This is a genomic window from Mycobacterium sp., from assembly GCF_035603715.1.
In the GTDB taxonomy this organism is placed as follows: domain Bacteria; phylum Actinomycetota; class Actinomycetes; order Mycobacteriales; family Mycobacteriaceae; genus Mycobacterium.
Genome location: NZ_DATNJW010000152.1, coordinates 1 through 6,377, shown reverse-complemented (window position 1 = coordinate 6,377; position 6,377 = coordinate 1). Strand labels below are relative to the sequence as shown.

The following is a 6,377-nucleotide window of genomic DNA, read 5'->3' as shown; positions in this document are numbered from 1 at the left end:
GCCGCTGTTCATGGCCACCGGGACCGGTGGCACCGCCGTGGCCAGCGAGAAGAAATGCCTGCTGGAACTGGCCGACCTGGTGGGATTCGACACCACGATCGACGATCGTGCCGTTCAGCACTACATAGTGCTGCAGTACGTGCCCGAACCCGAGACGCTGCATCGGGGCGTGCGCCGGCTGGAATCGGGCTGCTATGCGCGGATCCGTCCCGGCCAGGCGCCGCAGACCACCCGCTATTTCGTGCCTCGCTTCGAGGTGACGCCGATCTCGCATGGTAGCGAGCAGGCCCGCTATGACGAGATCACCGCGGTCCTGGAGGACTCGGTGGCCAAGCACATGCGCGCCGACGTCACGGTCGGCGCCTTCCTTTCCGGCGGCATCGACTCGACCGCGATCGCGGCGCTGGCCATTCGGCACAACCCGCGGCTGATCACCTTCACCACCGGCTTCGAACGGGAGGGCTTCTCCGAGGTCGACGTCGCGGTGGCATCGGCCGAGGCGATCGGCGCCCGCCACATCGCCAAGGTGGTGGCCCCCGACGAATTCGTCGCCGCGCTGCCCGAGATCGTGTGGTACCTCGACGAACCGGTCGCCGACCCCGCGCTGGTGCCGCTGTTCTTCGTGGCCCGCGAGGCACGCAAGCACGTCAAGGTAGTGCTGTCCGGCGAGGGCGCCGACGAGCTGTTCGGTGGCTACACCATCTATCGGGAACCGTTGTCGCTCAAGCCTTTCGACTACCTTCCGCGACCGCTTCGGCGCTCGATGGGCACGTTGTCCAAACCCCTGCCGGACGGCATGCGGGGCAAAAGCCTGCTGCACCGCGGATCGCTGACCCTCGAGCAGCGCTACTACGGCAATGCCCGCAGCTTCTCCGACGCGCAACTGCGCGACGTGCTGGCCGGATTCCGCCCGGAGTGGACCCACACCGACATCACCGCCCCGATCTACGCAGAGTCCGCCGACTGGGACCCGGTGGCGCGCATGCAGCACGTCGACTTGTTCACCTGGTTGCGCGGCGACATTTTGGTCAAGGCCGACAAGATGACAATGGCCAACTCGCTGGAACTGCGGGTGCCGTTCCTGGATTCCGAAGTGTTCGCGGTCGCCTCCCGGTTGCCGGTCGAGGCCAAGATCACCCGCACCACCACCAAGTACGCGCTGCGCCGCGCGCTGGAACCGATCGTCCCGCCGCATGTGCTCAACCGGCCGAAACTCGGCTTCCCGGTGCCGATTCGGCATTGGCTGCGGGCCGGCCCGCTGCTGGAGTGGGCGCACGAGATGGTGAACGCATCGGCCACCGACAACCTGATCGATGCGTCGGCTGTTCGCCGAATGCTAGACGAACACCGTTGCGGCACAGCCGATCACAGCCGCAGGCTGTGGACGGTACTGATTTTCATGCTGTGGCACGCGATCTTCGTCGAGCACAGCGTGGTGCCGCAGATCAGCGAGCCGCAATATCCCGTGCAGCTGTGAGGCGTCACTTCTCCGCAGAGACTTAACTCACTGCGGCAGACGTCGGCGTGTCGTCGCAACTGGTTCAGTGTCGCGGCCGGACAGGCCGTAACGCGGCTCTAGGCGAGAACGGTGGCGATTTCGGCGGCAGCATCGTCGCCGTAGGCGTCGGCCAGCCGGGTCTTGGCGGCCGCGGCGTCCCACGTCCACTCCTGGGTGCCGGTCGACTCCAGCACCAGCACCGCGACCAGGGAGCCCAGTTGCGCCGAGCGCTCCAGGCTGAGCCCGCCGCTGCGTCCGGTCAGGAAGCCGGCGCGGAAGGCATCGCCCACGCCGGTGGGGTCGGTGAGGCTGGTCTCCGGCACCACACCGACGTGCACGGTGCTGCCGTCGCGGTCGACGATGTCGACGCCCTTGGCTCCAAGCGTGGTGACCCGCAGACCGACCTTGCCCATCACGTCGGCCTCTGACCAGCCGGTCTTCGACTGCAGCAACTCCCACTCGTAGTCGTTGGTGAACAGGTACTCCGCGCCGTCGACGAGCTTGTCGATCTCCTCGCCGGACAGCCGGGGCAGCTGCTGAGACGGGTCGGCAGCGAAGGGCAGGCCGAGCTTGCGGCACTCCTCGGTGTGCACCACCATCGCGTCGGGGTCATTGGCCCCGATGATCACCAGATCCGGCTTGCCGACCGACGACACCAGGTCCGCGAGCTTGATGTTGCGGGCCTCGGACATTGCGCCCGGGTAGAACGACGCGATCTGGGCCATGTCCTGATCGGTGGTGCAGACGAAACGGGCGGTGTGGGCGGATTTCGAGATCAGCACGTGGTCGGTGTTGACGCCATGCGACTGCAGCCATTTGCCGTAATCGCCGACGAAATCGTCACCGGCGGCCCCCACCAGCGCCACGTCGCCGCCGAGCACTCCGATCGCGAAGGCGATGTTTCCGGCCACTCCGCCGCGGTGGATCACCAGGTCGTCGACCAGGAAGCTCAGCGATACCTTCTCCAGGTGTTCGGCCAGCAGGTGTTCGGAGAACCGACCCGGAAACCGCATCAAATTGTCCGTGGCAATAGAACCGGTCACCGCGATCGTCACGAAATTCCACCCCTTCAATTCCAAAGTTCGGCTAGCTAAGCGTACCGGTGGCCGTGGCCGGCTTCGCACCGCGGGCCGACGCCCGCTAGCCTCCGTAGGAGAACCTAGCGGCAGCCTGACTCGCCCAAGGTCGCGCGGCCTTGCTATCCGAGGAGATCCACTTATGCCCGGTCCGTATTCGTCGGACCATCGTTCGGGCGCCGACGGACTACCGCTCTCCGACACCCATCCCAGCGAACCCATCCCCACCCCGCCGGTCTACCCGCCGCCGGTCGCGGCCTATCCGGGGTCGTTGCCGCTACCGATGCGATACCCCAAACCGCGCCGCCGTCGACGCTGGTTCATCGGCGCCGTGGTGGCGCTGCTGGTGGTGGCCGGGGTGGCCGCGGCCATCGTGTACGGGTCGCATAGCGCTCCCAAACCCGCGTCCGGCGCATTCTCCGACGCCGCGGCCACGTCGGCGATTCAGAATTACCTCGACGCCCTCGAGCACCGTGACACCGAGGCCATCGCCCGCAACTCGCTGTGCGGTATCTACGACGCGGTGCGGGACCGGCGATCCGACCAGGCGCTGGCCAAACTCAGCAGCGACGCATTTCGCAAGCAGTTCTCCGAAGCGAAGGTGACATCGATCGACAAGATCGTGTACTGGTCGGACTACCAGGCCCAGGTGTTGTTCAGCATGCAGGTCCAGCCACCCAGCGGCAACGGCACGCGCAGCCAGATTCAGGGCGTCGCGCAACTACTGAGCCAGCACAACCAGATTCTGGTGTGCTCGTATGTGCAGCGAACCGCAGGCGAGTATTAGAGGCGCTGATCCAGCGTCAGTTGAAGGAGTCGCCGCAGGCGCAAGAGCCGGTGGCGTTCGGGTTGTCGATGGTGAAGCCCTGCTTCTCGATGGTGTCGACGAAGTCGATGGAAGCGCCCTGAACGTACGGCGCGCTCATCCGGTCGACGGTCAACGTCACGCCGCCGAAGTCGGCGGTGAGGTCGCCGTCGAGGGCGCGGTCGTCGAAGAACAGGTTGTAGCGCAGGCCCGCGCATCCCCCGGGCTGGACGGCGATCCGCAGCGACAGGTCGTCGCGTCCCTCCTGGTCCAGCAGTGATTTTGCTTTGGCTGCCGCGGCGTCCGTCAAGATCACGCCGTGCGTTGTGGCGGTGGTCGACTCGTCCTGAACAGTCATTGCTTCTCCCTGTAAGTACTCGTGTCCGGATGGGGTCGCGTGAGCGACACAACCCATCTCCTCAAAGGTACCTTGTTGTGCCGCTATTCCCGAGTCGTGCCGCGACCTGTGCCGCCAGCCCCGTCAGCTGGTTGGCGGCATCAGCCAGGGCCAGCTGCACCGAACCGGCGTAGTCGGACACCGCACAGGCCGCCAAAATGCCCGCCGAGTGAATGGCCGGCTCGTCCAGAGCCACCTGGCCGGCCAACACCACCACCGGCACCTGCGCCGATCGCGCCGCCGCAGCCAGCGCGCCCACCACCTTGCCGCGCAGGGACTGGTCGTCGAATTTGCCCTCACCGGTGATCACCAGATCGACGACGGCCAGGTCAGCGGCCAACTCGGTGTGCTCGGCGATGATCGACGCCCCTGATTCGCATCGCCCGCCCAGCGCGAGCAGCGCCGCACCGATCCCGCCCGCGGCCCCGGCGCCCGATTCGGCGCTGACCGGCCGCCCGGCGGCGGCGTCCAAGTCGCCGGCCCATTGTGCAAGGCGCTCTTCGAGCGCCGCCACGGTATCCGGATCGGCCCCCTTCTGCGGCCCGAACACCCGGGCCGCTCCCGACGGGCCCACCAGCGGGTGCTCAACGTCACAGGCCGCAATCAGCTCGACCCCGGCTAACCGTCCCCGCGCGGTGTCCAGGCCGCCGAGCGCCTCGATCAATCCGCGGCCACCGTCGGTACTCGCGCTGCCGCCCAATCCGACGACGATGCGGGCCGCGCCGGCTTCCAGCGCCGCAGTGATCAACTGGCCAACTCCGCTGCTGTGCGCGGCGAGCGCAGTCGCCGCTGTCGGCGGGCCGCCGAGCAGGGCCAATCCACAGGCCTGCGCGCATTCCAGGTATGCGGTCGCCGACGGCGGATCCAGCACCCACTCGGCCCGCGCCTCCTCGGTCAGCGGGCCGCGCACTTGCAGAGCCCGCCGCTCCCCTATTCGGCTGGCCAGTACGTCGACGAATCCCGGGCCTCCGTCCGACTGCGGGGCCACGATCAGGTGATCGCCGGGCCGCACCCGGCTCCAGCCCGCCGCGATGGCAGCCGCCGCCTCGACCGCGGTCAGGGTGTCGCCGTAGCTGTCCGGAGCGATGAGCATCCGCAATGTCGGCGTACGGTGCGCCGACCCGGTCATCTGAGCAACAGTAAGGCCGGTCGATCGCCCCGGCTATTTTCCGGACACATCCGCGGGAAGTAACCTGGCGAGCGTGAAACTGCTGGGCCGAAAGAAAGACGAGGGCGTCACCGAAGGCCGGGACGATGCCCAGACACCGGTACAGGCCGCGGACGCCTTCGATGTCGCACCCCGGCAGACCACCGCGCCCAAGGGACGGCCCACGCCGCGACGTGACGCCGGACGCAAGGGCCCGGTCGCGCCGGCGCCGATGACCTCGTCGGAGGCCCGGGCGCGGCGAAAGTCGCTGGCGGGTCCCAAGCTCAGTCGCGAGGAACGTCGCGAGCAGAGTTCGGTGCGGCGCTCCCAGATGGCCGATCGGCGCGAGCGCATGATGGCCGGCGACGAGCGTTACCTACTCAGCCGTGACCAGGGCCCGGTACGTCGGTACGCACGTGACATCGTCGATGCCCGCCGCAACGTGCTGGGGCTGTTCATGCCGTCGGCGCTGGCGCTGCTGTTCTTCATGTTCGCCGTGCCGCAGCTTCAGTTCTATATGTCGCCGGCGATGCTGGTATTGATGGCGGTGATGGCGCTCGACGGGTTCATTCTCGGCCGAAAGGTCGGCCGACGGGTAGATGAGAAGTTTCCGGACAATACCGAAAGCCATTGGAAAATAGGGCTTTACGCAGCCAGCCGGGCCTCGCAGATGCGCCGGATGCGGGCACCGCGGCCCCAGGTCAAGCACGGCGCCAGTGTCGATTAGACCTCGCCGGACAAAGCCCTCGCATGGCGACCCGCTGCACCCGGCAGCGCCGCACTTGCGATCGCCATGGGGTGCCTGATCCACGGTGCGAACCCTGGTGCTCGGCGGAATCAGGTCAGGCAAGTCCCGGTGGGCGGAGGCCGCCATCGCCGAGTCGCTGCAATCTGATCAGCCCGTGCAGTACCTGGCGACCGGTCAGGTCGTCGACACCGACGGGGCGTGGCGACAGCGCATCGCTGAGCATCGCGACCGCCGACCGTCACACTGGTCCACCGTCGAAACCGACGACGTCGCACGGCAATTGCGCCGTTCGCCGGACACACCGACACTGGTCGACGATATCGGCGGCTGGCTGACCGCCACCTTGGACAAGCGCCAAGCCTGGGACGGCGGGTCGCTGTCGCCCGACCTCGACGACCTGACGGCCGCGGTCGCGGAGTTCAACTCACCGCTGGTACTGGTCAGCCCGGAGGTCGGACTGACGGTCGTGGCCGCCACCGCGTCGGCCCGCCGGTTCAGTGACGAACTGGGAGCCCTCAATCAGCGGTTGGCCGCGGTGTGCGAGCGGGTCGTGCTGGTGGTGGCCGGACATCCGCTGCCGATCAAGCAGGCCGGGGCATGACGATGTTCGCGCCGGTGGCGCCTCCGGACACGACGGCGGCCGCGGCCGCCCGTGCACGCCAGGACACGCTGACCAAACCACGCGGCGCCCTGGGCCGCCTCGAGG

General features: G+C 67.7%; 8 protein-coding genes. 5 read left to right on the top strand and 3 right to left on the bottom strand.

Annotation, left to right across the window (positions count from 1 at the left end):
• Nucleotides 1-1,477: asparagine synthase (glutamine-hydrolyzing) (gene asnB, locus VN856_RS07030; RefSeq protein WP_325687486.1), on the top strand; the 1,477-nt coding region annotated here is incomplete at its 5' end.
• Between the two features lie 98 nt (nt 1,478-1,575).
• Here asnB and VN856_RS07025 read toward each other — a convergent pair.
• Nucleotides 1,576-2,553, bottom strand: a complete 978-nt coding sequence (locus VN856_RS07025; protein ID WP_325687484.1) for a carbohydrate kinase family protein — start codon at nt 2,551-2,553, stop codon at nt 1,576-1,578.
• A gap of 163 nt (nt 2,554-2,716) precedes the next feature.
• Between VN856_RS07025 and VN856_RS07020 the strand changes: the two genes are divergently transcribed.
• Complete coding sequence (locus tag VN856_RS07020; protein ID WP_325687482.1) at nt 2,717-3,361, top strand: hypothetical protein; 645 nt, start codon at nt 2,717-2,719, stop codon at nt 3,359-3,361.
• A 16-nt stretch (nt 3,362-3,377) separates the two neighbouring features.
• Here VN856_RS07020 and VN856_RS07015 read toward each other — a convergent pair whose 3' ends face one another.
• Entirely contained in the window at nt 3,378-3,737 is a 360-nt protein-coding gene (locus VN856_RS07015; RefSeq protein WP_325687481.1) for an iron-sulfur cluster assembly accessory protein, read from the bottom strand.
• A 61-nt stretch (nt 3,738-3,798) separates the two neighbouring features.
• Nucleotides 3,799-4,875 carry a glycerate kinase gene (locus VN856_RS07010; RefSeq protein ID WP_325687489.1) on the bottom strand — a complete coding sequence of 359 codons (1,077 nt, stop codon included), beginning with the start codon at nt 4,873-4,875 and terminating at the stop codon, nt 3,799-3,801.
• 103 nt (nt 4,876-4,978) lie between these two features.
• Between VN856_RS07010 and VN856_RS07005 the strand changes: the two genes are divergently transcribed.
• The 3 genes from VN856_RS07005 to VN856_RS06995 all read left to right on the top strand — a co-directional run.
• A complete protein-coding gene (locus VN856_RS07005; RefSeq protein WP_325687479.1) occupies nt 4,979-5,650 on the top strand; it encodes a DUF3043 domain-containing protein in 672 nt (223 codons plus the stop codon).
• An 85-nt stretch (nt 5,651-5,735) separates the two neighbouring features.
• Nucleotides 5,736-6,272 (top strand): bifunctional adenosylcobinamide kinase/adenosylcobinamide-phosphate guanylyltransferase, encoded by a 537-nt coding sequence (locus VN856_RS07000; RefSeq protein WP_325687477.1) that lies wholly within the window; start codon nt 5,736-5,738, stop codon nt 6,270-6,272.
• The coding region (locus VN856_RS06995) for a nicotinate-nucleotide--dimethylbenzimidazole phosphoribosyltransferase (RefSeq protein ID WP_325687487.1) at nt 6,269-6,377 on the top strand (109 nt) is incomplete at its 3' end. The genes VN856_RS07000 and VN856_RS06995, both read left to right, overlap by 4 nt.